This window comes from Fibrobacter sp. UWT3, assembly GCF_900230125.1.
Taxonomy (GTDB): Bacteria; Fibrobacterota; Fibrobacteria; order Fibrobacterales; family Fibrobacteraceae; genus Fibrobacter.
Genome location: NZ_OCSS01000003.1, coordinates 380,926 through 406,508, shown reverse-complemented (window position 1 = coordinate 406,508; position 25,583 = coordinate 380,926). Strand labels below are relative to the sequence as shown.

The window sequence follows — 25,583 nt, the reverse complement described above, 5'->3', positions numbered from 1 at the left end:
CGATGGCGACTAAGCGACAGTTTTGCGAGCCGGTGCAGTTGCTCGCGTTTGTTCTCCAGAAGGGTGCGGAATGGAACCCGGAAGTATTGTGCGCGCTGGAAAATACCTGGGGGCCGCTGCGCCACAAGGGAGCGCTTTTCGCCTTCGACAAGACTCCGTATTACGAGCCCGAGATGGGCGAGGGGCTCTACCGCGGTGTGGTTTCGTTCGAGAAGTGCATCCCGGCAGAGACGATTGCCCTGGAAAAGGCGCGCAGTAATGAGCTTGAACTCACGATGGCAAGTGCCGAGAATCCGGACATGCGTACCGTGAATATCGATATCGGCTACATGGACTTGGACAAGGTGGTACTTCCGAGTTACAAGCGCGGGCCGTTCAAGCTGTATGCGGGCGAGGGCGTGTGGCTAGACATGCTGCTCACGTACGCGAAGGGCTTTTTCCACCCGACGGCGTGGGCGTTCGAGGATTTCAAGCGGAACCCTTACCAGCACGACCTGCAGCTTATACGTGAGCGCTGGCGCAAGGCGCAGAAAGTGAAACTATAGCTTGTAGGCTTCTTTCTTCAGTTTCTTGAAGAAATCGAACTGCGCCTTGGTAGAATTCTGCATCGTGTACTTGAGCGTGCGCTCGTGGGCGACCTCGCGCATCTTGGCGTATTCTTCGGTTTTTTCCAGGAACATCGTGCGGCATTCTTCCATCGCGTTCAGCCATGCATTCTCGTCGATGGGCAAGATGCGCCCCGCGGCTTCGTCCATGACGATATCGTGCGGGCCACCGTAGTTGCTCACGATTGCGGGCGTCCCCGTAGACATCGCTTCTACCACGACGTTCCCGAAGGTGTCCGTCACGCTCGGGAACAGGAAAAAGTCCGAATCCGCATAGAGGCTCGCGAGCGTCTCGCCGCCCTGCTCGCCTGCAAAATGCACGCTGTTGTCGCCTGCGAAGAACTTCTTGATTTCTTCGAGGTACCAGCCGTAACCCACGTACATGAGTTCCACGTCGTTGTGCTGGGCGGCGAACTTCTTCCACACGCCGTTCAAGAACTCGAGATTCTTCTCTTTCGAGATACGTCCGATAAACGAGAAACGGACCTTGCGCGCGGTTCCGGTCTGAACCGCTTCGGTGGAGCCGTTGTACTTTTCCCACACGCCCTTCCCGCGCAGGTCGGGCGAGAACTTTTCGAGCGGGAGCCCGCGGGGCAGAATCTGCACCTGGTTCGCGGGGATTTTCAGCTGCGAGGTGAGAATGTCCGCGTAGTCCTTGCAGGGGCTAACCACGGGCTTTGTCATCCCGTAGAAAATCTTCATGAGCCACAGCACAAAGTGGAACATCCATTTTGCCTTCACGAGGGTCTTCGTGTAGGTAGGGACGTCGGTGCGGTAGTGGCTGAATACCTTGATGCCTGCAACCTTCGCGCAGAAGCATACGAGCCAGGCGCCGGGGCTCGGGGTCTCGAACTCGATGAGGTCGACGGGGTAGCGCTTCAACAGCCTGAGCACCGGGCCCACGCGCGGGATGGCAAGTTCGCTGTTCGCGTACCCGAGCTGTTCCATGCTGAATAGCCTCGGGAGCAGAATGCAGTAGCCGTTTTCCACCACGCCGCAGGGGCGCGTGTTGAACGCGTTGCCTGCAAGGAAGGCCTTCATGCCATGTGCACGCATGTACGGGATAACGTTCCTCAGGTTGTTCGCAATCCCGTTCGTTTCGTCCAGGTTGTCGGAATAGAACAGGATGCGCACGTCGTCTGCGGGTCTCTTGGCGCGTTCCTTTTTGAGGTAGCCGCGCAACTTCAGTAACTTCGGGATGTTCAGGAGTAGCGACCCGAAAACAATCGGCGGAATCATGCCGGTACGCAGGTTTCCGGGGGGCTGATGCCTGAAACTGAACATCTTCCTGAACGTACTCGTGACCGTGCGCCCGAAAATCGGCGGTCTCGTGTCCAGCGCGTCGGTAGCCTTAAGCTTTGTTGAACCTGACGCAGTCTTCATACTTCACTCCTTTGCCACCGAAAAGGTCTAGCGCCGATCCGATGGTGAGGTCAATCTTTCCGTTTGAAATTTGCTTGCAGTGTTCCAGGTCGGCAAGCGACTTGGCGCCGCCTGCGTACGTGCAGGGGATGGGGCTGTTTTCGGCGAGGAACACGATGAGTTCGTCGTCCATGCCCTGCTGCTTGCCTTCCACGTCGGCAGCGTGTATCAGGAACTCGTCGCAGTACCGGGCGAGGTCATTGAGCGTCTCGGCGGTAATCTCGATATCGATAAGCGTCTGCCAGCGGTTGATGGCGATTTTCCAGCGCGGGCAATCTTTCCCGTGCAAAACGGAGTCGCCTGTGCTTGCATTGGCGATGCGCTTGCAGCTCAGGTCGAGTACCAGGTGGTCGCGGCCCACCGTTTTCGATAAACGTTCCAGGCGCTCGCGGTCGAGCTTGCCTTCCGGGAAAATCCAGCTGGTGACAATCACGTGGCTTGCGCCCGCCCCGATGTATTCCATCGCGTTGTCGGCGGTGATTCCACCCCCGACCTGCAGGCCTCCCGGGTATGCCGCGAGGGCCGCCTTTGCGGCTTCCACGTTGCCCTTCCCGAGCATAATCACGTGTCCGCCCTTTATACCGTCCTTCTTGTAGAGTTCTGCAAACCAGGCGGGGGAACGGTCCGTCTCGAAATTCGTCTTGAGGCCGGCACCGCTATCGCTGAGCGAACTGCCGACAATCTGTTTTACCTTTCCGTCGTGCAGGTCTATGCAGGGGCGAAACTTCGTCATTAGTCCTTCGCTCCCGTTACGGTCCAGTCGAGTTTCTTGTTGTGGCTCGCATCGCTGCGCCCGCGGTAGAAAAGAATCTCTCCGCCCGCGGCTATCTTCATCGCCTTCTTCGCGAACCACCCGTCCACCTTGTCCAGGAGGCTTGCCTTCTGGTACGTCTTGTTCACGGGGAACGAAAGCTCGGGTGCTCCCTCCTTCCATGCGATGGTAAGCTTGTTCTTCGGGAACTTCTTGCCGCTGTAGGTTTCCTCGCCGTCCTTGACCTGCGTGGGTAACAGCAGTTTGGTGCCTTCACCCGCGTTGTAGAGCGCATAGCCGAACAACCCGCCTTTTTCGCTTATGGAGATTCTGCCCGCATAGTAGGGCGAGCGGGTATTGGTGCTGAAATTGATGGAACGGACCGCGAGGTCTGTCGCCTGCACGGTTTGCCAAATCTGGTCCATGTAGGCATAGCCCTTCACGCTAATCGTATCCTCGTTGTAGCCGATGCGGCCCGAAACGCGACCGTAAGGGATGTGCACGTACTGCGCAAACTTTGCGTCCCCGACTTTCCAGATGCCGTCGCCCAGCACCTTGCCCTGTTCGGCACTTTCGAACGTGAGGTCCATGAAAAACTTTCCGCCCTTGTCGGCGGTAAAGTACACACGGTGACCCTTGCCGGGCTTGCCTTCCATCGCGTATTCGCCCTTGATGTCGATGGTGTTCTTTTCCTTGATGGCCTTCAGGCGTTCGGGCGGGTACTGGCGACCCACGGCGTAACTTTTACCCTTGAAGTTCCAGAAGCTCATGTCGCAGCCAATCTTCTTGCCCGATGCCGGGACGTAAAGCGTGGAATAGTTCACGAATGCGCGCGTCCCGTTGTCGAACACGAACTGGTAACTCCATGTTTCGTTGAATTCCTTCGCGCTGTTCTGGTGCGGCATAAAATCGCTTGCCGTAAGGTTGCGCACGGCGCCAGAGGGGGGCGTCACATCGCCCGCGAAAGCGGCCTGGACCGCAAATGCGGAGAGGACTGCAAAAAATAACATGCCGAAGGAACGTCTCATATTCCTAAAAATAAAAAAATGAGGCGAAAAAAAGCGCCCCTTTATCGGGGCGCTTGGCGTAATATCGGGATAACGAGCGCTTTTACAGCGGCAGGTCCTTGCCCATGCCGAGCTTGAGTTCGGTGCGCCTGCGCACGACCATTTCGTTGAAGAGGTCGGTGAGGCTGTCCTCGATGCTGATCATGGGCTTCCAGCCGATTTCGTTTACCTTGGTGGGGTCGCCAATCAGTAACGGGATATCGTTCGTGCGTTCGTAGGCAGGGTCAAATCGGAAGTCTACGCTCACGTCTGCAATCTCGACGAGCATGTCGACGAGTTCGCGGAAGGTGTAAGATTTCCCGCTGCAGATGTTGTACACCTGCCCGGAGGGGGCCGTGTTGAGAATCTGTATCATGGCGCGGGCAACGTCGCGCACGTCCACCACGTCGCGGCTGATGTCGAGGCTACCCGAATACACTACGGGTTCGGCGTGGTAATACTTTATCTTTACCAGCTGGTAGGTAATGGAGGGGATTGCGAAACGCCTGCTGTGGTGCGGGCCCGTAAAATGGAAGGGGCGCACGGCGACGATGTGCATGTCGTTTGCGTTCCTGAACTGGTTCCCGAGAATTTCCATGCACGCCTTCGATGTCGCGTAGGGCGTGAGCGGGTTCGGCAGGTCTGTTTCCTTGTGGAGGTAGGTGAGGTGCTGTTCCGTGCGGCCGTAAATTTCGCTCGAACTGAGCAGCATGATTTTCGCCTTCGGGACCACCTGCCTTGCGGCTTCCAGGAGCGTCTGCGTGCCGAGCAGGTTGATGTTCAGGGTCTCGTAGGGCTTCTTGTAGCTGAGGCCCACGGAGGATTGGCTCGCAAGGTGGTAGATGTGCGTAGGCTCGACCTTCTGCATCATCTCCAGCACGTCCTTGAAGTTCAGCATGTCGCCAGTGAGGAACTCCACGCCGTCCACCTTCTGCCAGGGCTGCGGCTGTTCGTCGCTGAAACTGTAAAGCCCATGGCTTGTTCCGCTCAAGTTCGAGAGGATGTGGAAACCGAGTCCTCCCGTACCGCCTGTAACTAATATGCTCATATGCTATTCCTCACCTAATTGCATCCCATGCTTTCGTTACAATTTCTTTTTCGATGTTCGTCACTTTTTCGACCGCACCGATTCTGGTGGGCAGAATGTAGACGCGCGTGCCCTTTTCGGCCTTCTTGTCGACCGCCATCGCTTCCCAGGCCTTTTCCGTATCCACGTTGAACGTTTTCGGGAATCCGAGTGCGTCGAGGAGCGCGTTCTGGCGGGATTCTGCCGCGGCATCCATCATGCCGAGCATTACGGCGGCCCTTGCGGCGACGCGCATCCCGAGCGAAACCGCGATGCCGTGACTGAACATGTTGTAGCCGGTAAGTTTTTCGATGGCGTGCCCGAAGGTGTGCCCGTAGTTGAGAATGGCGCGCAGGCCCGATTCCTTCTCGTCGATGCCCACGACCTCTGCCTTGATCTGGCAACTGCGGAAAATCATGTGCTTGAGCGCATCGAAGTCGCGGTTCTTGATGGCGCTTACGTTGCCTTCCAGGTAGCGGAAGAATTCCTCGTCGTAGATGACGCCGTATTTGACGATTTCGGCAAGGCCCGCGAGGTATTCGGTATCGTTGAGCGTCGAAAGCACCGAGATGTCGCACACCACCGCGCGGGGCTGGTAGAACGCGCCTATCATGTTCTTGCCTTCGGGGTGGTTCACCGCCACCTTGCCGCCCACGGAACTGTCGACCATGCTGAGGAGGGTCGTGGGGAACTGGATGAACGGGATGCCGCGCTGGTAGGTGGCGGCCCCGAAGCCGGCCATGTCGCCGACCACGCCGCCGCTGAACTGCAACAGGCAACTCTTGCGGGTGTAGCCGCGGTGCAGCATGAACGTGAAAAGCTGGTTCAGGTTGTGGAGCGTCTTGTTGCGTTCGCCCGCCTGGAACTTGAATACGGGGCACCTGCCGGCCTGGCCGCGGAGCATGTTGAGCATGTTGCCCTGCGCCTTCGCGATGGTCGTGTCGGTGCATACCAGAAATTCGTGCGAGGGGGCGAGCTGAAGGCCTTCGAGCAGGCATGCAGTCTCGGGGACGATATCCTTCCCGATAAAGATGGGGTAGCGGCCCCCGCTGCTCGGGTAAACATCGAGCGCGTGGCTCTTCCAGAACTGCAACATGCGCAGGATCCGCTCGATGATGTGGGAATCGTTCACGTCGTTCGTGCTTTCCACGCTGAAATCCGCCTGCGCGTAGTTCTTTTCACGCTCCTTGAGCATCACCTTGATTTTCGCGAGGCGTTCCTCGTCGCTCAGGTTCGCGAGGAGCGGCCGCGTGTTCTTGCGGCCGATGCGTTCACTCAGTATTTCGGGCTTGGCCCACAGGCGGATGAGCGTTCCCGATTCGCGGATGACTTTCACGTTTTCGGGATTGTTGATGGCGCCGCCGCCGAGCGATACCACCTGGGGTGTCTCGTTGGCCGCGATTTCTGCAATCACGTCGCGTTCCATCTCGCGGAACTTCGCTTCGCCATCCTGTTCAAAAATCTCGCTGATGCTCTTGCCTGCGCGCTCGACGATAACCGCGTCGGTATCGACGAGCGGGCGGCCCAGGCGTTCGGAAAGGGTGCGGCCCGTGCGGCTCTTGCCGCTGGCCATGAATCCGGTGAGGAAAATATGCTCTTTCATGTTAGCCCTGCATCCCTTTGCGCATAATCGCAGTCAGTTCTTCGTTGGTGCGGCCCTCCGTCTCCTTCGGGAACCACTTGCGGAAACTTTCCAATCCCTGGTGTACGAGCATGCCTTCGCCCGTGACGACCTTGCAGCCCTTCGCCTCTGCTATCTGCAATAGCCTGGTGCGCGGCGGCGCGTACACGATGTCGCACACGACCTGCCCCTTGTGGAGGCATTCCGCGGGGAGCGGGCTTTCGCCTTCGTTCGGGGTCATGCCCACGGATGTCGCGTTGATGATGATGTCGAAATCGGCGGAGATGCTTTCGAAGTCGGCGAAGGTCGAAACCTTTACCCCGACTTCGACAAATACCGCATTCAGGCTGTCTGCGAGCGCCTGGCCCTTTTCTGCCGTGCGGCACACGATGGTGAGCGCGTTGCCCTGTTCCACGAGCGTGAACGCGATTGCCTTCGCCGCACCGCCGTTCCCGAGGAGCGCCACGCGCTTGTTGCTGACGTCTACGCCGTTTTCTTCGAGGTTGCGGATGCAGCCGTACGGGTCGGTCGTCGTCCCGCGGAGAGTGCCCCCGACAATTCCGTCTTTCCAGTAGAGCGTGTTCACGCTGCCGGTGAACTTGCTGATGTTGCTGAGTTCGTCTACAAGCCTAGGGCTTCCCTCGCAACCCACGAATTCGGTCTTGTACGGGATGGTGACGTTTGCCCCGCGGAACTTCATGGCCCTGAATCCGCGGATGGCGTCCGCGAATTTTTCCGGTTCCGGTGCATGGGGGAGGTAGCGTGCGTTGATTCCTAGCGCCTCGAAAAGGGCGTTGTGCATCGCGGGCGACTTGCTGTGCGCCACCGGATGCCCGAAGATACAGAGCGTCTCTGTTTTTCCGTCGATACGGTCCAATTTTACCTCTTTTGTCCGCCCACCTGGGGCTGAACTCTCAATAATCCTTACAAAAGATATATAATATTTAAGGCAAAAGAGGATTTACTATGAAAAAATTTGTTGCCTTATGTATTTGCGCGTTTACTCTGCTTGCCTGTGAATCGGATGAACCGCAGAAGGTCGCGGAAAAGGCCGCTCCGGAACAGGTCAAGGCCCAGCAAGCTGCAGCCCAGCCCCAGAACGATGCCGCAAGCGCGATGACGGACGCGCAAGTATTTGCTTACATCCTGGGCTCGGTCTACGGGTTGCCGTCGTACATGAATACGCCCCAGCGGGTCGGCGCGATGGTCGATCTCGATGCAATGATTCAGGGAATTGTCGATAACGAGAGGGCCCTGAAGGATTCGACCTGGAAACTCCAGCTTTCGGAGGAAGAGCGGAAGGATATCAACGAGCATTACGAGAAGGTGGCCGCGGAACGTAGGGCGGCGGGAGACAAGGCTCCGGAGATTGCCCTTGCGGGGCCGATTACGGGCCAGAAGGTTGTCATTGCCGATACCACGTCCATGATTGTCAAGTATTCCTACGCGCAGGGCGTGACAATCGACATGCTCTTTGACGGGATGAGGAAGAGTTTCAACGAGGATTTCGAGGCGAGATTCTTTGTCCAGGGCGTGCGCGAATTTGTTTACGAGGCGATGAACCCGTCGTTCAGGAAGGCCGTCTCGGACGAGAGGCTCAAGGCGGTCAATACGAAATACAGGAACCGCATGGAACAGATTCGCGAGGAACAGCGCCGTCAGTAACGATTTTGAACTATATTTCCCGTATAATTTCTAAAGGAGTAATATGAAAAGCATTAAGATGATTGCAGTGGCTGCAGCACTTGCGCTTGCTGGCCAGGCTTTTGCGGCAGATTGGTACGTGAGCCCGAGCGGCAAGAACAAGAACGAAGGTACGTCCCCGTCTGCGCCCCTCAAGAACATCTGGAAGGCTATTGAACTTGCTTCTGCCGGCGACGTGATTCACGTGGCCGCGGGCAACTACAACGGCCAGATGAAGAAGGGCTGGATTCTGCTCGACAAGCCGGTATCTCTCATCGGCGGCTATTCCGACGATTTCAAGACCCGCGACGTCATCAAGAACAAGACGATGTTCCAGCCCACCAACGAGATGAACTCCACCAAGGGCCAGGGCATTTTGCACATCAACTACAAGGGCGCGAACTCAAAGGTCGTGATTGACGGTTTCATTTTCGACCAGGGCGAAGCGAACAGCTACCACGCGGTAAACGGCAAGCCCGAAGGCGTTGCGACCGGCATGTGGCTTGAACCGCCCGCAAAGGGCAACACCACGAACCCCTCGCTGAACGTGTACAGCCTCTATGGCGAAAATTCCGAGGGTGACCTCACCATCCAGAACTGCGTGTTCGTGAACACCGGTAACATTGCCCTGCAGGTGAACCACTTCGCGGGCAACGTGAAGGTTTTGAACAACATATTCATCGCGAACCGCATTATCGGTGCGAATGTGCTTGCCAAGCAGAACAAGCTGGGCGCAGTCGATTACGAATTTGCGTACAACACGGTGATGTTCACCTGGACCCGCACCAAGGAATTCGGTGACATGGGCTTCGGCGTGCGTTCCAACACGAACTGCTTTAGCCGCATCCACAACAACCTGCTCGCACTCAACATGATGGCGGGTTTCGACAACACGAAGGGTGACCCGAAAACGAAGAAGGTCTGGCTCGACAAGAACGCGTTCATCTTGAACAAGAAGGGCGACGTGACCGTTACGGTGAGCCCGAGCATCCTCTGGCTCAATGTTGCCGACGACCAGTTCGAAGACCTCGAAGATGCCCCGAGCATCGAGAGCTTGAGCGGGAACATCTCCATCAGCGACCCGAGCATTTTCAAGGGTAAGATCAACCAGGCTTACCTTGAAGGCTTCCTGAATGCGACCTACACCGAACAGACCTCGTATAACGAGAACTCTCCGGCGAACCTGTTCCGCGCCGCGATGGGCATGAACAAGCAGGGCTCCATCTCTTCGAAGGTGTCCATGTTCATGAACAAGTACCCGATGGAAGAATCTCTCCTGCTGTTTGGCCTCATGGAAGGCTACGGCGCCCAGATGCCGAAATAGCCTGCGTCACATTCCTTCGTCACACCGAAGTCGCGGAGCGACAAGTGTGTCTATAGATGCCCTTGTCCCGCCTGCGGCGTGACTGCGACATGGCGTTTTTTTACTAAATTTTCCCCGTAATTTTTTAAAGGATGCCACAATGGATATTCCCGAATCTTCGAATTTTGTACAGGACATCATCGTCAACGACCTCAAGACGGGCAAGCGCACCAAGGTGCATACCCGTTTCCCGCCCGAACCCAACGGCTACATCCACATCGGGCACGCGAAGTCCATCTGCCTGAATTTCGGTACCGCCATCAAGTACAAGGACTTCGGCGGCATCACGAACCTGCGCTTTGACGACACGAACCCCTCCAAGGAAGACGTGGAATACGTGGACTCCATCCGCGAAGACGTGAAGTGGCTGGGTTTTGAATGGAAGGGCGGCGAATATTTCGCCAGCGACTACTACGACCAGATTTACGCCTTTGCCGAAAAGCTGATTGAAATGGGCAAGGCCTACGTGGAAGACCTGACCCGCGACGAAATGCAGGAATACCGCGGCAACGACGCCGGCAAGCCCAGCCGCCCGAGCCCCTACCGCGACCGCAGCATCGAAGAGAACATGAAGCTCTTCCGCGAGATGCGCGACGGCAAGTACGCTGACGGCGAGAAGTGCCTCCGTGCGAAGGTGGACCTCGCTAGCCCGAACATGAACATGCGCGACCCGGTCATCTACCGCATCAAGCACTGCACCCACCACCGCACTGGCGACAAGTGGTGCATCTATCCGATGTACGACTTTGCCCACCCGCTTAGCGACTGGATCGAGGGCATTACCCACTCCATTTGTACGCTGGAATTCGAGGCGCACCGCCCGCTGTACGACTGGTTCCTGATTGAGCTGGGCCTCGACAACCGCCCGCAGCAGATTGAATTTGCCCGCCTGAACCTGACCTACACCATGATGAGCAAGCGCAAGCTCCTTGAACTGGTGGAGACGAAGGCCGTGATGGGCTGGAACGACCCGCGCATGCCGACGGTCTGCGGTTACCGCCGCCGTGGCTTTACCCCGAGTTCCATCCGCGAGTTCTGTGACCGCATCGGCGTGTCGAAGGCCGACTCCATGGTGGACGTGAACCTGCTCTACTTCTGCATTCGCGAAGAACTGAACAAGACGGCGAACCGCGTGATGGCGGTTATCGACCCGGTGAAGCTCGTGATTGACAACTGGGAAGACGGCAAGGTGGAAATGATCAAGGTTGAAAACAACCCCAACGATCCCGCCGCCGGTACCCGCGAAGTCCCCTTCGGTAAGGAACTCTACATCGAGGCCGACGACTTCATGGAAGAACCGCCCAAGAAGTACTTCCGCCTCAAGCCGGATGGCGAAGTCCGCCTGAAGGGCGCCTACTTCGTGACCTGCAAGAGCGTCGAGAAGGATGCAAACGGCAAGGTGACGGTGATCCACTGCGAATACGACCCGCAGAGCCAGGGCGGCGAGACTCCCGATGGCCGCAAGGTCAAGGGCACCATCCACTGGGTTTCTGCGGCGCATGCCGTGGACGCCGAAGTGCGCCTCATCAACAACCTGTTTACGCTGGAAGACCCGGCACAGGTTCCCGAGGGCGAAGACTGGCACGACTACCTGAACCCGGAATCCATGGTGATTAAGCAGGCCAAGGTGGAACCGAGCCTCGCGAACGCCAAGCTTGAAGACCGCTTCCAGTTCATGCGCCAGGGCTACTTCTGCCTCGACAGCGAAGATTCCAAGCCGGGTCATCTTGTCTTTAATAGGACTGTCGATCTGAAGGATTCTTTCGCAAAAACCGTCGCGAAGTAATTCGTTGATTTTTTTTGCGATACCGCGTGTTAAAAACAAATTAAAGGTGGCCTTGTGCCGCCTTTTAATATATCTTTGGAAAAGATTGAATAGGAGGTTTCTCAATGAAGAGGCAAATGAATTTCAAGAAATGTGTGACGGGTGCTTTTGTTGCGCTGGCGATGGCGGCGTGTTCCGATGACGGCTCGTCGTCGCTCGATTACCCGGAACCGGAATCTAGCAGTTCCGTGGAAAGTTCTTCCGAAGAAGCTTCTAGCAGTTCTATCGAGGAATCGAGCAGTTCTGTGTCTAGCAGTTCTGTATCGAGTAGCTCGGTAGAAGAATCCAGCAGTTCGCAGAAACCCGAGAGTTCGAGCAGCGTGCAGGTGTTTATCGACGAACGCGACGGACAGGCTTACCGGTACGTGGTCATCGGGGAACAGACCTGGATGGCGCAGAACCTGAACTATACGGATACTGCCACGAAATATTCATATAATTATACCCCGGACATTGCCGACACTGATGTATGGCGCTACTATTGGGACATGGATGCGAAAGTATCGTGCCCCGCGGGTTGGCATCTTCCGAGATTTATGGATTTCAGCAAGCTGGTGACGACTGTTGGCGGCCCGGATTCCGCAGGCAAGTTGCTGCGGTCTGTCGACGCCTGGTACGATAGGCAGGGCGATACGGACATTTATGGTTTTGCCGCGACTCCCACGGGAATGAGATGTAGCGGAGGGTCCAATACGAAAGCCATATACATGTCGGCAGACTATGCCCAGTACGGTAGCCTGTATTCCTTTAACTTGGAAGCAGAAAAACCGGTGGAATGGAAAGACAATAGTGGTGGCTGCTATATGGCCGTAAGGTGCGTGAAGGATGACGATTTCTATAAGGTGATACCCGATTCTGCGGATGTCGCGCAACTGGAACCGTGCAAGACGCAAGAAGAGGACAACTGCGAATACGGGACACTCAAGGATAGTCGCGACAACCGTGAATACAAGACTGTCGTGATCGGTGATCAAACATGGATGGCGGAAAATCTGAGGCTTGATTATCCGGAAGGGGCAGGATGCATCAAGGATGACAAGGATTCCTGTGCCAAGTACGGATATGGATATACCTGGGCTGCGGCCATGGACTACCTGGGCAAGTTTTCCGATGATGCGGTCGGCTGTGGCAATGATTCATATTGCACAAGAGCGAGAGATGTTCGCGGAATTTGCCCGGAAGGCTGGCATTTGCCGGATTTGGCTGAATTCCAGACTATGCTCTACGCAGTCAATGAACGGCATTCCGGGAATAGCAACTTGAAGGCGTCTAACTTGTGGCAGAATGATTCTAGAACCGTTGAAAGTGCTTTCCGTGATAAATACGGATTTTCGCTGATGCCTGGCGGGATGGTTCTGCCACCCGTCTTCAATAATCAGCAAACAGGCAGTTCCACATGTCTTTGGGCTTCTTACGACGTTTCTCCGCGTTTTGCCTATTATTTGTATGTTGGCAGTGATTATGCGAGCATGAGTAAGAACGAGAAACTATTCGGTTGCTACGTTCGCTGCGTAAAGGATTAACTTTTTTATACTTACAGTATGAAATTCAAGACGCTTCTCATTCTTTGCATATCTGCCGCAGTTGCCTTTGCGGAAAACGACAACCCCTTGAAGCGCGCGATGGAGACATTGAACGTTTCCAAGATTCCCTATTCCGTGAAGGAACTCAAGAAACCTTTCCCGGAACCGGACCGCAGCAACTTGCTGAACATGCCCGCCTACCGCAAGTTTGTGGATGGGGGATACAAGGTGACCGCCTTCGAGTTCAAGGGTGACGTGAAGAAGGCTTTAGACAAGGCGGAGGACCTCTTTTCCAAGAAGGAATACGCGAAGGCCCGCGATGCTTACAAGCGCGTGCTGCTGCTTGACCCGAATGCGACCATCGTGATGGCCTACATCGCACAGACCTTCGGTATAGAGCAGAACTGGGACATGGCTGAGTCCTGGTACAAGAAGGCGATTGAGGCGAACTACATCGATTATCTTGCGCATTGGCTACTTGCCGACGTTTACCGCAACAAGGGCGACAGGAAAAGGGCCCTCGAGGAGATTTCTATCGCAAAGGTGCTGAACCGCAACAACCCGCGGCTCGAATCCCTGCGCCAGAAAATCTATGCGGCTAACGGGCTTGATTCAAGCCACTGGGCGTTCAACCCGCAGGCACGTGTCCTCCAGACACCCGATGGTTCCGTGGTGGTGGAGGCCGATACCCTCTGGATGTATTACGCGTTTATCGAGGCTGCGTGGAAGTTCGAACCCGAGTACAAGAAGCGTGCCGAGGCAAACAAGGACATGGGCGAGGCGATGATCAAGGAATGCCTTGCCGGCCTGTTGCCGAAAATTGATGAACGCAAGGCGAATTCAAAGACTCTTACCCGCCTGGACAAGGCCCTTTCGGCAGGGAAGATCAATTCCTTTATCATGTACGAAATTATTCTTCCGAATAAACCCTCGCTGGCGTACTACCTTGATAAAAAGCAGATAGAATCCCTCGGGGATTACGTCATCTGGTCAAATCAGAAATAACTGGCGGGATTCCTTAGTCTTTTACGCAACGGATGTAGTTTCCTCGATCCTTTAATTCGATTCCAACTTTCGCTATCTGGGTGTAGTGATGGAATTCTAACACATGCCCGTAATACACGCCATCTTCTGTGGGACTCCAGTAGTTGACGATTATCCCGTCAGAGATGAAAATCCCGGTTTCCTCTCGGTACCCGTCAGGAGTCGCGTTGAATCCATACAAGTTTGTTCCATTGGAACTATTTCCTTCGTTGTTGATGGCCCACCCTTCGGTGGATTTGAGGGCGGTTACGGCATTTTCTGTGCCGCCAACGGCTTCAATTAGCGTGTTGAATTCGCTATTATCGGGAAGGTGCCAACCGTCGGGGCATATGCCCTGTGCCGGATATTTGGGGGAGCACTTGTGCATCCAACCGCACCCGGTTTTTGCGGTGTCCATCGCGGCTGACCACAGGTAAATGCGCCCGAACTTTTCGCAGTTTTCGGGAACATTGTCAAAGCAGTAGTTCCCGTAACTTAGGGAGTCTATCTTGTAGTCGTAATTCAAGTTCTCGGCCATCCACATCTGACTCTTTATGCCTACGGTCTTGTAGGTTTTCCCATCCCTCTTGTCTGTAAGCGTACCGAAGTTCAGGTGCTCGAAATCGAATGCCCAGCCATCATCGGTACACTTGTAGTAGGAATACTGATTCTCGAGTAGAACGCTTTCGTTTTTCAGGTAACTCACGCACCCCTTGTTCCACTTGATTTCTTCCTTTGTTGCCTGGCGAAGCGTGTCCTTGTCAAATACGTACTTGCTCCCGGAAATCGGTCCCGTCAGTATTGCGCCATCCTTGCTATTTTTCGGTTTCCATTCCAGAGTATCTTTCTCGACATTTGTGGCGAGTCTCCATTTGGAGTCGCCCACGCAGGTAAAGCGTTCCTTGGACTTGGCTGTGTCGGCGTATGTCTTAGCGTAGAATCTAGAATCGCTGTTTGTAACTCTCTTTACGGTTCCTTTGGGAATGCTGTCGCTACCGCATGCGCCGAGCCCGTTTTCGAAGCTCCAGTACTGGCGAATGATTTTGGCGAATGTTGCGTTTGATTTCATAAGGGTTGTGTCGGTTGCGTCAAAATCTCGGGCCCAGTCGGCTATGGAGGCTAGTTTTTTTGCGTCGTTCCATTTTCCATCTTCGCGAATGTCCGTAGAAAAGTCGGTTAAAAGAATGCTTAAGTCGGATTCGTTTCGTTCTCCCTGCAACAATACAGATACGGCCAGCAATGCCGCATCGGCATCTGTTTTGCCGGTTACGTCAAGTTTTTCGGACTTGTCGAATTTTTCTGCATCGATATGGAAAGTCTTGAATATTTCGGATTGCGCAATTGCCTTGGCGGAATCGACACTCATCTTTTTCTGCGTAACAAGATATTGTATACGGTCGTACTCCAAATGTGTCAGGAGGTTTATGTTTGCGGTTCTATCTTTGGAAATGTCTACAAGACTCTTTAACTTTATCGTGGAAACAGTCCCCTTTCCCGTGATTTCGTTCTTGTATCGTCCATCGGCAAGGAGCATGGCGTATTGGCATTCCAAGTCGATATCTGAAAACTTGAAACGACCGTCATCGGATTCGATGGTTGTGATGTAATTCCCCTTTGTCTGTTTTAGTGTCTTGCCGTCGGTTAGTTCGTACAGGTAAACGGAAGAACCTTTTTGGAAGGGGCCCTTCTGCGCAAAGCCTGCCAGCGAATCGATAGATACGGGAATCTTGTCGGAACGCCCTACGTAGAACGTGATGGAATCCGAACCACAGATAATTCGGGCGTTGATTTCGTCAATCTTTGTGATGGAACAGCCTGCACCGTCCTTACCGTCTTTGCCGTCACGACCGTTGTACACGACGCCGACGGAATCCTCGCCACATAGGATTTTTAATCCGGTCTTGTTTTGCAGGGGTTCTGCCGTGCAACTTTTGCCATCCTTGCCGTCGGAGCCGTCTTTCCCATTCAGTAGAGTGGCGACGGAATCACCGTCACACAGGACCTTTACGCCCGATTCATCGGCGAGGGACTCCATTGAGCAACCTTCAAGTTCTTCGTCCTCTGGCGGAAAATATACATTTGGATCATCGGAGGTGGCGTTTCCGCAGGCGAAAAGCCCGAGCGAACTGATTGTGCCGAATGCGGCAAGGATTCTTTGTGAAGTCATATAGGCCCTGCATTCTGTTTTACGGTAATATACATTTAAAGAAAGCAGGTGTGTATATGTTTTCGTTCTTGAACCAGCTATGTATGGGGCAAATCACATAAAAAAGGGCATCCTTGCACCGAAGGTGCCCGCGCAAATAATCCGCGCAAACCACAAATCCTTGATTTGAATGGAGCGGATTATTAAGCGTCGTGAGGGTCTTAGGGAGGGCCGGATTCTGCGGGCAAGTTGCTGCGGTCTGTCGACGCCTGGTACGATAGGCAGGGCGATACGGACATTTATGGTTTTGCCGCGACTCCCACGGGAATGAGATGTAGCGGAGCGTCCAATACAAAAACCATATACATATCGAGAGAACGTGGAGAATAAGGTGGCCTTGCGCCGCCTTTTTTTTATTTGGTCGTTTCTGAGGGGAAATGAGAACATTTTTTAAAAAGTGAGAACATTCTTTATTAAATAATGGTAAAATTTTATTTAAAAACAATATATTTTATTGTAAAGATATTATATTTGTTTCTGAAATTTGAGAACATTGTAGATGATCTCAGGGATGGATGTTATGGTGAATTGGGTTGAAAGGGCCAGGATGCTGGCCGTGGCAGCCGTCTTGACGCTCGGAACGGCTCATGCCGAAAAGACGGTCGTTTTCTTTACGCCGTGGTCGAACACAAATGCGGTGCTGTTCGTGGGGGGTGATTCCGTAGCCACGATGACGCCTCTCGAAAATTACTGCGGCTGGTTCAAGGCTACAGTGGATGCGCCCGCCGAGGGCTTCGGGGTTTACTTCAAGCAGACTGTCGGCCTCAACTACGTGGGTGCCGAGGGCATGGTCGCCGAGGAACCTACGGAATCAAGCGAGATATTGCTGGATTCCGTTGCCGCCCTCTCCGATACGGTTTGGGTGCAGGGCTACAAGACCGACGTTCCCGCGCTGTTTTCCGGTTACCCCGGCGTGCTTGGCGACTGCCCGCTCAAGAAGATTCCCGTGACCGTCTACGACTGGCTGCACGGTACCGATGGCGATGGCGACGGAAGCGGAAAAAACGGTGACCCCGCAAACGGCGTCAGCGCGGACTTCGGTTCGGGCGGGTGCTCCGGCAAGGACAAGGCTGTTACGGGTATGGTCGAATACAGGCTCGGTGCGAACGGGGTTCCCGTGCGTGCGGACCCCTTCCCGGAAAAGTGCAAGATTACGGAGCATCTCGACAGCTGGTTCCTGCCCGAGGTTGTCGCCAAGGACAGTGCGGGCAACGAATACACGAACATGACCTGCCGCGACCTGTATGTATCTATGGATGACGAGGGTTTCTGGCTTGCGGAAGTTTCGAAGGACCAGATATCGAAAGGCAACGAGGCCAATTCGGACGGTATGTTCCTGCTGGACGATTTCGAGTTTCTCGACGATGCGGAGAAGGTTCCGAACCCTTACTACGACCAGCTGAAGGGAACGAAGATAGGGAAGCACAACTTCGGGTATGCCGCAAAGATACAGGCGACGTTCGAGTATGTCCCGGGCCAGTACTTCGACTTTTACGGCGACGACGATGTTTGGGTGTTTATCGACAATCGCCTTGCGGTGGATATCGGCGGGCAGCATGGCCAGGTGGCGGGTGCTGTAGATCTCGATACCATCGGGCAGAATACCGGCGACATGCTTGTTCCGGGAAAGACGTATGACTTCCATATCTTTTACGTGGAGCGCCATACTGGTTCGTCTAATTTCCGCATGCGCACTTCTATTGACCTGCAGGTCGAGGCGTCGCTGTTCCTGACTTCGGACAGGCGCGGCTCCGGAATGAGTTACGAGGTATGGCAGATCAACAAGAAGAGCAAGCTTTCCTGCAATTTCGACGCGAATTCTGCCGAGCGCGATACGACCGGTGGCGCGTCGACCTTCAAGCTTACCGGCGGTAACCTCGCGGGGCCCGAGATACTCGGGATCGGTACCCATTACGAGGGAATCAAGATTACGAGCGATTCCACGTTCTCGATAGATTCTGCAGCGATTGTTTCGAACTACGCGCTTGCTCCCGGGCACTACTTCCTGGAGGTTACCCTGAAGGCTGACCCGAGCCAGGTGACGAAGGTGGAAATTACCGTGCCGTCCTATTCCGTGCCGAGCGTCGCGTTCGCGAAGGAAGATTGGACTGTCCTCGGTACGCAGGTCTCTGGCGATACGGCGCAGATTGGCCCCTGGGCGTATGCGACTTACCAGGTGAATATCACGTTCTTCGAGGAATGGGCCGTCGTCAACAATTACAACCGCAAGATAAACCTATCGTTCTCGAATGCGGCGATAGATATCCTGGATGCGCCGGGCGGAAAGAAAATCAGCGCGGTGAACCTGGACGAGGATGGGCGTGCGACATTCTACGTGCATGCGAATGCTCCCGTATCTGGAGCCGTGCTCACGGCGAAGGGCGCCGCGGCGGGCGTTTCGGTATGGACCGACCTGAAGTTTGCCGAACCTCCCGCACCGCGTGTGGAGAAGGCTATTGCGATGGACCGGAACGGGGACGGGCGTGCCGACAGCCTGTACGTTCACTTTGAGCGCGCAGTCAATGGCAAGAGCCGTCTGGATTCTATCCAGCTGACTTTCGGAGAAACGTTCGTGGCGACATCGAACTTCAAGATTGTGAACGAGACCGATATCGTGCTTACTGCCGAAGACCTTGGCGCGGAATGTACCGGGAAGGTTTGCGGTTTTGGTAGTAGGCAGTTTACCGGAGATGCGTCGGGAATCTATTCTGGAAGCCTGAACAACTGGTTTACCTACGAAAATGAGGGCGAGGTCAGCAACTTCTTTATCGAGAACGAGCAGGTTGCCGACGGTGTCGGACCCATCGTGCTTTCTGCCTCGAAAAAGTTAAGCAAGGACGGGAGCAGGCTTATAGACATTACCTTCAGCGAGGCGATTTCTGAAGAGTCCCGGCACCTGTTTACTGAAATCTTTGAATACACCTGCATGCGCTCGGGAATAAACGAGAAGCCCGAAAGGCCTCTGCAGCAGGGCGGAACGGGAGCGCGCATGACGCTCATCTATACCTCGGGCGGGAACGGGGCTGTACTGCCGACGGATGGTGACCTGATCAGGTTTGCACCCAAGGGCGGTGCGCAGGACCTTGCCGGGAATGTACCGCACAGGGACAATCCGTGGGTTGCCATTACGGGCGACCAGGAACTCGGTGTAGAGAACCCGGGCGTAGTCTCGCTGGGAGAAGACCCCTATGGCGTTATCGGGAACGATACGGTTACGCAGGTGAAGCTTATTACGGATATAAGCCAGAGCGCCCAGCAGATAGCGGATTCGCTCGGCGTGCAGGGCTCGCTTGTCGATTTTGATATCGCGAAGATTATGGTAGAGCAGACGAAGGATGCCGTCGAGAAGTTCGATGCCTTCGTGAAGTCTCGCGTCGGGAGCGAAACTGATTACGACACGACGATTGTCGGCATCAGCGAGCAGGAAGCCTTGACGCAGTTGTTCAACGACATTCGCGTGAACTTGGTGGATACCTCGTACGGTTTTAGCGAGCAGGTAATCAACGGGGTTTTGGACGGTTCCATTACCGAGGACAACTACAGGTCCGTTGTCGGCGAGGGCGACCTGGAGCTCTTCGCGAAAATGGCGGAGGCGAATATCGAGGCAAGCCGCGATACGGTAATCACCATAGGGAACGTCCAGACCGTGACGCAGGCCGACCTCTTCGATGCCATCCGTAGCGGCAAGCTGGATGCGGAACTTGCGGAAGCGGGCGTTGCGCGTGAACTTATCGATGCCGTAAAGGCGGGCGAGGTAACCGAATTCAATCTCGAAGAGTACCGTAGCGGCGAAAGGACGATTGTATCTGACGATGCCGTGGAATTGCACTACCGCACGTTCTATTACAGTCAGTTCGGCGAGTACGTGGGCGGAACGTCCAATACGATAAGGTGCTCCGACAAGGGCGTGTACGGCGAAGAGGGCTGCCTCAAGAACAAGGGAAATATCTTCCTTGCATGGAACATGCGTTCCAATAGCGGCCGCCTAGTCGGGACTGGCGTCTACATCTCGCGCCTAGAAATAAAAATTGTCGTGAACGGTAAAAATACGCTTCACCAAGTTCACGACAATTTCTGGGGCGTGCGCCGCGGTAAAAACTTTAGCGGCTTAGCATCTTCCCGTTGAGCGTTGCAATCCAGTGCTTGTCCTGAGCGCTTTCCGGCACCTTCAGGGTCGTAACACCCTTCTTGATTCTGGTCTTGAACAGCGTGACGCCGTTCAGGTCGACTAGCGCGAAGGTTCCGCCCAGGTCTGTCATGATTTCAATCTTGTCGCCGTTCACGTTGAAGAAGTTTGTCGGCGAGAGCCTGCTGAAATCGTCCAGGGCAACGGGCGGGGGCTCGACCTTGGATACGGTATCCTTCGCCCAGTCGGGAACGTGGATTACGGGCTCGGTGACGATGGGCTGCGCAGGTTCGGTAAATCCGAGCTGCTGGTCCATCCATGCCATGCGTTCCTTCATCTTCTTGCGGAGGTGCTCGAACTCGCCGTCCCAGGTGTCGGCATTGTAGCCGCCCATGGGCATGTTCATGCCCCACATGCCTTGCTGACCACCGCCCTGGTTGCAGTATTTCATCGGCTGCGGGTCACTGTCACCCTGTCCACTGGATTGCCCGAGGTTCGGCCAACGCTTGAAGTTCCTGTCGGCGGCCTTCGTCAGGTACGTCTTCATGGAGTCGAGATACACGTCCATGGTCTTGGTGTGCCATACGCCACTGCGGAGTTCCGCCCAGCGCTTTTTCAGTTCGCTCTGGTAATGGCTGTCTTTCCACATGCCAAGCAGCCAGTTGGGGATCTTGAGCCCGCTCATGCCCGTTTTCATGGTACTTTCGATTTGCCAGCCGGTGGTGCCGGAACTTCCCATTCCGCCACCGCCCATGCCGCCACCGCCCCACATGTTCCAGTTGAAGCCGTTGTTGCCGCCGTTGTTGTTGCCGCCGTTTTCGGGCTGGCTTCCGTTGCTCATGGCGAGGTTAAAGTCCCAAGCTGGGCCAAGCGTCACCTTGCCGCCCTTGCTATCCTTGGGTTTGTGCAAGAAGAAGCTGCACCAGTAGGAGTCGGAGTTGTTGGTCACTTCTTCGTGCAGCACGTAGTCGAGCGCGGAAGTCATGTCCACATAGTTTTCGTACCCGCTACCGTTCTTGCCGTTCTTGAACAGGTTCTCGAGATCTTCCAGGTACTTTTTCAGGTAGGCCTGTTGCTGTTGCTGGAGGTTCTCCTTCTTGGGGTAGTGCATGATGACGTTCAGGCCGTCGGCGGTCTTGAAGCCTTCCTTGTTGATGTCTTCGTTGCCCATGCCGCCGGTATTGGTGCCGGTCTTGTCGAAAGCCCAGATGTAGCCGCCGGTCACGTCGTCGCCGCTGATGTCGGTTTCTTTGAGCTTGCTCACGTCTACGCGGTATTTGCCGCGTTTGATTTTTTCGATAAGCACGTACACGCCGCGGTACACGCCGTTGATGTAGAGGTCGAAATGCTTGGTACGGGGGCTGTAGTGGCCCGCCTGCCTAAACAGCCAGTGGGCGAGCGCGTTGCGCATCATGCTCTTGTCCACGTACGGGCCATGGAACACCCAGTCGTCGGCAGGGGGGAGCCCGAGCATGCTTACGTCTATGCCTTCGCCCTGGTTGTCGCGGACTTCCACGCTGTAGCCGGGCTTGGGGAACTTGGCCGAAGATTGACCGCGCACTTTGATGCCGATGTCGTAGTGCGTACCCTTGGCGCTGTCGGCTACGTTGTTCGTTGCCGCGTCCAGCACGCTCATCGTGGCGGGCATCTTGTCGTTCACAGTGTTGTCTAGGCATTCACCCTTGGTGTCGATGAACACGATGGGCAAATCGTATGTCTGCGCGAAAGCGCCAGCCAGGCCGAATCCGACAGCGAGAGAGAATTTTTTTAGGCTTGACATGTGACCTCCAACCAAACCTGTTCATTTGTCTAGACTAAAAGTATATGTAATATGTCGAATTTCTATGTTAATTGTCGTTTACGCGTTGTTTTTGCTTACAACTCGAAAAAAAGCGAAAAATGGCGATTTTTTTTGAAACCGAAGGGTTTTCCCGTTCATCAAATAGTTGTATATTGATAGGGAAGGAGGTTCCTATGTCTAGAAATGAGACGAAACGTTCCGAAATTTGGCTTGTTCTCTTGCTGGCGGCAGTTTTCTGCCTGCCGGGGGTTGGCCGCGCGCAGGGTTACTTCAGCGCTTCGGAACTGGACACGCTGGTGGCGAATATCGCACTTTACCCAGACCCGCTCCTGGTTCAGGTGCTGGCCGCATCTACTTACGGCGAACAGATTGCCCCCGCGAGCGAATGGGCGGAATCGCACAAGCACCTGAAGGGCGACGCGCTTTCGAACGCGATTGCTGCCGCAGAACTGCCTTACGATGTGAGTGTCCAGGCGCTTATCCCGTTCCCGCGCGTGCTCTCGATGATGAATAGGTATGCCGCATGGACCGACCAGCTTGGCGATGCAGTGTTTATCCAGAAGGAAGACGTTATGCAGGCGGTGCAGCGCTTGCGTAGGGCGGCAAACGAGCACGGGCACTTGCGGAATGACGACTACGTGAAGGTCACGACTGGCGACAACATCACGATTTTGCCGGTACGTACGGAATACGTCTACGTTCCCGTGTACAATCCGTATGTCGTTTATTACAATTATTACGACGGGTACGTGCGTGTAAGCTACGCTCCGGGAGTATGGCTCGGCACGCATTATGGGTACTGGGGATGGGGTTCCTGCTGGTTTGACTGGAATGCGCGCGCAATATACATGCGCGACCACCGCTGGCACGCGCCTAGGCGCGGGCCCAGGCACCCGCACCGCTATGCGCCTCCTCCTCGCCACAGGCATACCGTCGGGCCGGACCTGAATCGCCGTTCTTCGGCGGTGCCTGCCCCGCAGGCCTCAAGGCCTGCGGCAGCGGTGTCGCGCCATTCGGGGGCAACGCGCCCTGTGGACTTGAATTCCCGCGAGTCGCAGGTGTATCGCGAATCTTCGCGTAACGACGTTACCCGCAGGAACATGCAGGCGGCTCCGCCTCCACCGAGGGCGCAGAGCCCGCGGGACGACCGTTGGGACAACGGTCGGGGAAGCGATTACGACCCGATGGATATTGCGAACAATCGCAGGCAGTCTTCGGGCTCTTCGTCCGCACCGCCTCCGCCGCCCTCTACGCGCCGTGACGACCAGGAGCGCGATGACCGCGGGTCATCGCGTGGCGGCTTCGGCGGAGCAATCCGCCGGAGGTAGTGAGATTAGGGAAGGCTCCGCCCTCCCTAAGACCTACCTGGCGCTTAATAATCCGCTTCGTTCAGGCCAAGGGGTTGAGGTATGCGCGGATTATTTGCGCGGGCGCTCCTTCGGAGCGCGTGGATTTATGCGACTAGGGAGGGCGCCTATGGGGCTGGCCCTCCCTAAGACCTTCCCGGCACGCACGCAACTACATGATGCAGGTTGTGCCGCGCTGGTGACGTAGTTGCGAGCATGAGCGCACCTTAGGTGCGCGGGCTTCCGCATAGTGGCGCGTTCCTGCTTGCGATTTGCAGATATTCAAGTTCCTGCGGGTCGCGGATTTGCGCAATTTCTGCCGGGGTGTAGAAGTGCCCGAACGCGATGTTCTCCCTGCGGGCCTTTTCCCGGAAGGCGTCAAGCTTCGCGATTACCTCGGGCGAATTGTCCCTGAGGATAAAGTCTATAGTCCAGGGCGTTGCGAGCGCATCGAAACCTTCCACGAGGCACCTGCCCGAGATGAACGCCGAAACGAGGTTCTCGCCGAAGGCGTCCCGGAAGATTCCCGGCCACTGCGACTTTTCGATTTCGCTAACGCATAGCAACTTCTTCATGTTGTCGAAGAACCCGAACCTCCGGCCCTTTCTCCCGAAGGCGATGAGCAGGCCGAACACGACCGCGATGAAAATCCACCCGCGCACGGTCATGCCTTCTTCGGCGGGTGCTTCCTGCATGTCGATGTCGAATTTTTTCCCTGTGTTGTCGCTGATGGCGAAGGTAAGCCACCCGGCAAGTGAAAGTATGCCGTCGCCGTAGCGTTCCTGGCGGAAGTTCGGCACAAGGAATTCCTGCTCGGCCTTGCGTATCCTTGCCTCGTCAAGGATGCTGCTTGCGGTTCCCTTTGTCACGACAAACTTGCGTCTCTGCTTCTGGGCGACAAATATCAGGACTTCGCCTTCACTGCCGGCGTCCGTCTGCCATTTTTCCGCAATCTCCTCGGCGTATTTTGCAGCGACGCGCTCCCCGATGTCGTCCAGCAGCACGGCATCGATGCTGATTCCCGTCTCGTTCGCGACTTCGTCCGAGAGCCGGTCAAAAAAATTGAGCTGCTGCGCCGGGACTAGGCGGTTCTCGTCGTATATATGGCTGTTTTCGGGCCGCGAGGGGAGCGCCTGCGCGATTGCGCACAGTACGAGCGTTGCCGCGAGAATGTTTTTCAGGTTCGGGGTCACCTACTCGATATCCATCAGGATGAGTTTTCTCGTGAGGTTGATTTTCTTGGTCTGGCCCTTGCCCTTGAGCATACCGCGGATGGCGCTGTACACGCTCTGCGAATCCGGGAACTCGTTCCCGTCGGCGTAGATGATGGCGTCGATGGTCTTTGCGGTCATCACGTTCACGTTTACGCGCTTGAAAGCCTTCTTGAGCCCCGAGGCGATATCGTCGTGCAGGTCCTCGATTTCTTCCTCGTCGAATTCTCCCTTGATATTCATTATTATTTTGTACTGAATCCCCTGTTCTAAATCTTTCTGCCAGTATGCCTTGATTTTCTTTTCGAGCAGGGGCATGGCGCGCCTTGCTGCCTTGTGGAGGCATTCGGCGATAGCGGTCTGGTCGTTGCCGCCGCAGTCGTCATCCATGGCGGATTCACTCCCGAGGAGCCTTGCGGTGGAAGATTCGTAGGCGTTCAGGTCGACGGAGATGGCGCCGGGCTTCACGTTGCCGGAAAACTTGATGTACACGTCCGCACCGAGGGCGAGGCTCGCGAGGTAGGAGAGGTCTTCGTCCGTCTCGGCGATGTCGTTCTGCATCTGCACCACGGAGTTGAGGTTTGCGTCCCCCTCGAGCGACTTCACGTCGTAGAGTTTCTTGGTCAGGTATTCGTTTACCGCTTCCATCATGGCGCGCGCCATCGGGTTGTTCTGCACTACCTGCAGTTCCGAGATTCCCTTGCCGTTCTGGGCGGGGGTCACGAGGATGCTCGGGAGCGACGAATTGTCCGGGAGCTGCTTCGCCGGTTCGGGGGTTGCTGCGGTTTCGTCGGTTACTGATAAGGTCCCTGAGCTTGCCGAAGGGGCCGCGGTGTCGGTTGCGGGTTCAGTTTCGACTTCGGGTGCGCCGGCGCAGGCGGCGAGTATAATCGGGAAAGCTGCAGTGATTGCAAGGTGTCGCATGGGTGGCCTATCTATATTATTTTTTGCTGTTCTGTTCAAAA

Annotated in this window: 18 protein-coding genes; 8 read left to right on the top strand and 10 right to left on the bottom strand. The window is 55.5% G+C overall.

All coding sequences use genetic code 11. The annotated features are described in order from the left end of the window. Nucleotides 1-2 precede the first annotated feature (2 nt). Nucleotides 3-545, top strand: coding sequence for a DUF4416 family protein (locus tag CRO08_RS13230; protein ID WP_097036580.1), 543 nt, complete (start codon nucleotides 3-5; stop codon nucleotides 543-545). Here CRO08_RS13230 and CRO08_RS13225 read toward each other — a convergent pair. From CRO08_RS13225 to aroE, 6 genes are all read right to left on the bottom strand, one after another. Further along, nucleotides 540-1,988 (bottom strand): glycosyltransferase, encoded by a 1,449-nt coding sequence (locus CRO08_RS13225; protein WP_097036579.1) that lies wholly within the window; start codon nucleotides 1,986-1,988, stop codon nucleotides 540-542. The genes CRO08_RS13230 and CRO08_RS13225 overlap by 6 nt on opposite strands. Beyond that, nucleotides 1,957-2,760, bottom strand: coding sequence for a phosphoribosylformimino-5-aminoimidazole carboxamide ribotide isomerase (gene hisA / locus CRO08_RS13220; RefSeq protein WP_097036578.1), 804 nt, complete (start codon nucleotides 2,758-2,760; stop codon nucleotides 1,957-1,959). Before hisA ends, CRO08_RS13225 begins: the two co-directional genes overlap by 32 nt. Then, nucleotides 2,760-3,806 carry a hypothetical protein gene (locus CRO08_RS13215; RefSeq protein WP_097036577.1) on the bottom strand — a complete coding sequence of 349 codons (1,047 nt, stop codon included), beginning with the start codon at nucleotides 3,804-3,806 and terminating at the stop codon, nucleotides 2,760-2,762. The genes hisA and CRO08_RS13215 overlap by 1 nt, the downstream gene beginning before the upstream one ends. Before the next feature lie 82 nt (nucleotides 3,807-3,888). After that, nucleotides 3,889-4,872, bottom strand: a complete 984-nt coding sequence (locus CRO08_RS13210; RefSeq protein WP_097036576.1) for a GDP-mannose 4,6-dehydratase — start codon at nucleotides 4,870-4,872, stop codon at nucleotides 3,889-3,891. Nucleotides 4,873-4,882: 10 nt separating this feature from the next. Further along, a complete protein-coding gene (gene aroB, locus CRO08_RS13205) occupies nucleotides 4,883-6,493 on the bottom strand; it encodes a 3-dehydroquinate synthase (RefSeq protein ID WP_097036575.1) in 1,611 nt (536 codons plus the stop codon). A gap of 1 nt (nucleotide 6,494) precedes the next feature. Next, nucleotides 6,495-7,388, bottom strand: a complete 894-nt coding sequence (aroE, locus tag CRO08_RS13200; RefSeq protein WP_097036574.1) for a shikimate dehydrogenase — start codon at nucleotides 7,386-7,388, stop codon at nucleotides 6,495-6,497. A gap of 89 nt (nucleotides 7,389-7,477) precedes the next feature. Between aroE and CRO08_RS13195 the strand changes: the two genes are divergently transcribed. The 5 genes from CRO08_RS13195 to CRO08_RS13175 all read left to right on the top strand — a co-directional run bounded on the left by CRO08_RS13195 (nucleotide 7,478) and on the right by CRO08_RS13175 (nucleotide 13,910). Further along, complete coding sequence (locus CRO08_RS13195; protein WP_097036573.1) at nucleotides 7,478-8,176, top strand: hypothetical protein; 699 nt, start codon at nucleotides 7,478-7,480, stop codon at nucleotides 8,174-8,176. 43 nt (nucleotides 8,177-8,219) lie between these two features. Continuing rightward, nucleotides 8,220-9,518 (top strand): DUF1565 domain-containing protein, encoded by a 1,299-nt coding sequence (locus CRO08_RS13190; protein WP_097036572.1) that lies wholly within the window; start codon nucleotides 8,220-8,222, stop codon nucleotides 9,516-9,518. A 139-nt stretch (nucleotides 9,519-9,657) separates the two neighbouring features. Further along, complete coding sequence (locus tag CRO08_RS13185) at nucleotides 9,658-11,343, top strand: glutamine--tRNA ligase/YqeY domain fusion protein (protein ID WP_072808248.1); 1,686 nt, start codon at nucleotides 9,658-9,660, stop codon at nucleotides 11,341-11,343. Between the two features lie 116 nt (nucleotides 11,344-11,459). Continuing rightward, entirely contained in the window at nucleotides 11,460-12,905 is a 1,446-nt protein-coding gene (locus CRO08_RS16790) for an FISUMP domain-containing protein (protein WP_176495159.1), read from the top strand. A gap of 18 nt (nucleotides 12,906-12,923) precedes the next feature. After that, entirely contained in the window at nucleotides 12,924-13,910 is a 987-nt protein-coding gene (locus CRO08_RS13175) for a hypothetical protein (protein ID WP_097036570.1), read from the top strand. A gap of 13 nt (nucleotides 13,911-13,923) precedes the next feature. Here the strand turns inward: CRO08_RS13175 and CRO08_RS13170 are convergent, their stop codons facing one another. Further along, on the bottom strand, nucleotides 13,924-16,095 hold the full coding sequence (locus CRO08_RS13170) for a fibrobacter succinogenes major paralogous domain-containing protein (protein WP_097036569.1): 2,172 nt from the start codon (nucleotides 16,093-16,095) through the stop codon (nucleotides 13,924-13,926). Between the two features lie 559 nt (nucleotides 16,096-16,654). Between CRO08_RS13170 and CRO08_RS13165 the strand changes: the two genes are divergently transcribed. Continuing rightward, entirely contained in the window at nucleotides 16,655-20,260 is a 3,606-nt protein-coding gene (locus CRO08_RS13165; protein WP_255252382.1) for a fibro-slime domain-containing protein, read from the top strand. Here the strand turns inward: CRO08_RS13165 and CRO08_RS13160 are convergent. After that, nucleotides 20,235-22,040, bottom strand: coding sequence for a CotH kinase family protein (locus tag CRO08_RS13160; protein ID WP_097036568.1), 1,806 nt, complete (start codon nucleotides 22,038-22,040; stop codon nucleotides 20,235-20,237). The two genes, CRO08_RS13165 and CRO08_RS13160, sit on opposite strands and share 26 nt — an antisense overlap. A gap of 194 nt (nucleotides 22,041-22,234) precedes the next feature. On the opposite strand from CRO08_RS13160, the gene CRO08_RS13155 reads away from it, so the two are divergent. After that, a complete protein-coding gene (locus CRO08_RS13155) occupies nucleotides 22,235-23,389 on the top strand; it encodes a DUF3300 domain-containing protein (RefSeq protein ID WP_097036567.1) in 1,155 nt (384 codons plus the stop codon). A 245-nt stretch (nucleotides 23,390-23,634) separates the two neighbouring features. On the opposite strand, the gene CRO08_RS13150 is transcribed toward CRO08_RS13155, so the two are convergent. Together CRO08_RS13150 and CRO08_RS13145 are read right to left on the bottom strand one after the other, a co-directional pair. After that, nucleotides 23,635-24,600 carry a YgcG family protein gene (locus CRO08_RS13150; protein WP_097036566.1) on the bottom strand — a complete coding sequence of 322 codons (966 nt, stop codon included), beginning with the start codon at nucleotides 24,598-24,600 and terminating at the stop codon, nucleotides 23,635-23,637. After that, a complete protein-coding gene (locus tag CRO08_RS13145) occupies nucleotides 24,601-25,542 on the bottom strand; it encodes a DUF6175 family protein (protein WP_097036565.1) in 942 nt (313 codons plus the stop codon). Between the last annotated feature and the right edge of the window lie 41 nt (nucleotides 25,543-25,583).